Origin of the sequence: Pseudomonas protegens, from assembly GCF_003732485.1 — a bacterium.
Classification (GTDB): Bacteria; Pseudomonadota; Gammaproteobacteria; order Pseudomonadales; family Pseudomonadaceae; genus Aquipseudomonas; species Aquipseudomonas protegens_B.
The window spans coordinates 1-608 of the sequence record NZ_MOAK01000063.1; the positions used below are offsets into that span (position 1 = coordinate 1).

The window sequence follows — 608 nt, forward strand, 5'->3', positions numbered from 1 at the left end:
AACGCAGTGAGGGTTATCAACTCCCACAGGCCGATCGAAATTTTTAGCTGCCTTTGCACCTCTTCCTTTGCAACACCACCTGCTTTTTTAGCGCTTTCCACAACCGAGTTGGCCGTATTACGCATATTTTCTTGAGTCTGGGGCGTCGCTACTGAGTAGACCAACGCAAACGCTAAGGCCCCCATCATTCCTACGCCAGGAGCAGCAGCGAGATTTAGCGATCCATTTGAAGGGTTCTTCAAACTGGCCAACATTTCTGCTAGCTCAAGTGACTTCTCCGGGCTCTCGCGGGCGATATCCTTCATTCGAGCAATAAGAAGTTGCGCATGCTCTCCATTCGCTTCGCCGACTTTTGCCCGGATCAGATAATCCATGCCCTCCGCACGCTTGTTCTCATCCTTACTGACGAGTTTTCGAGCATTTTCTCTTGCCAACCTATAGTCATTGAACTCAGATGCCGAAGACTTAAGATCTGCGCCTGACACAGACAGTACAGCCATGGCGTCAAGCAGCTCACCGAGGTTGATTAATGCGTCTCGACTGTTCTCCCCATACAACTCAACACTCTTCTTCCACTGCTCATACGTCTTCTTCGGGCTCGCCACCGC

The 608-nt window shown here is 50.8% G+C and carries 1 protein-coding gene; it reads right to left on the bottom strand.

The features are described 5' to 3' along the window. Window positions 1–608 (bottom strand): hypothetical protein (locus BLX41_RS33720; RefSeq protein ID WP_185073619.1); only part of this gene is annotated, 608 nt, incomplete at both ends.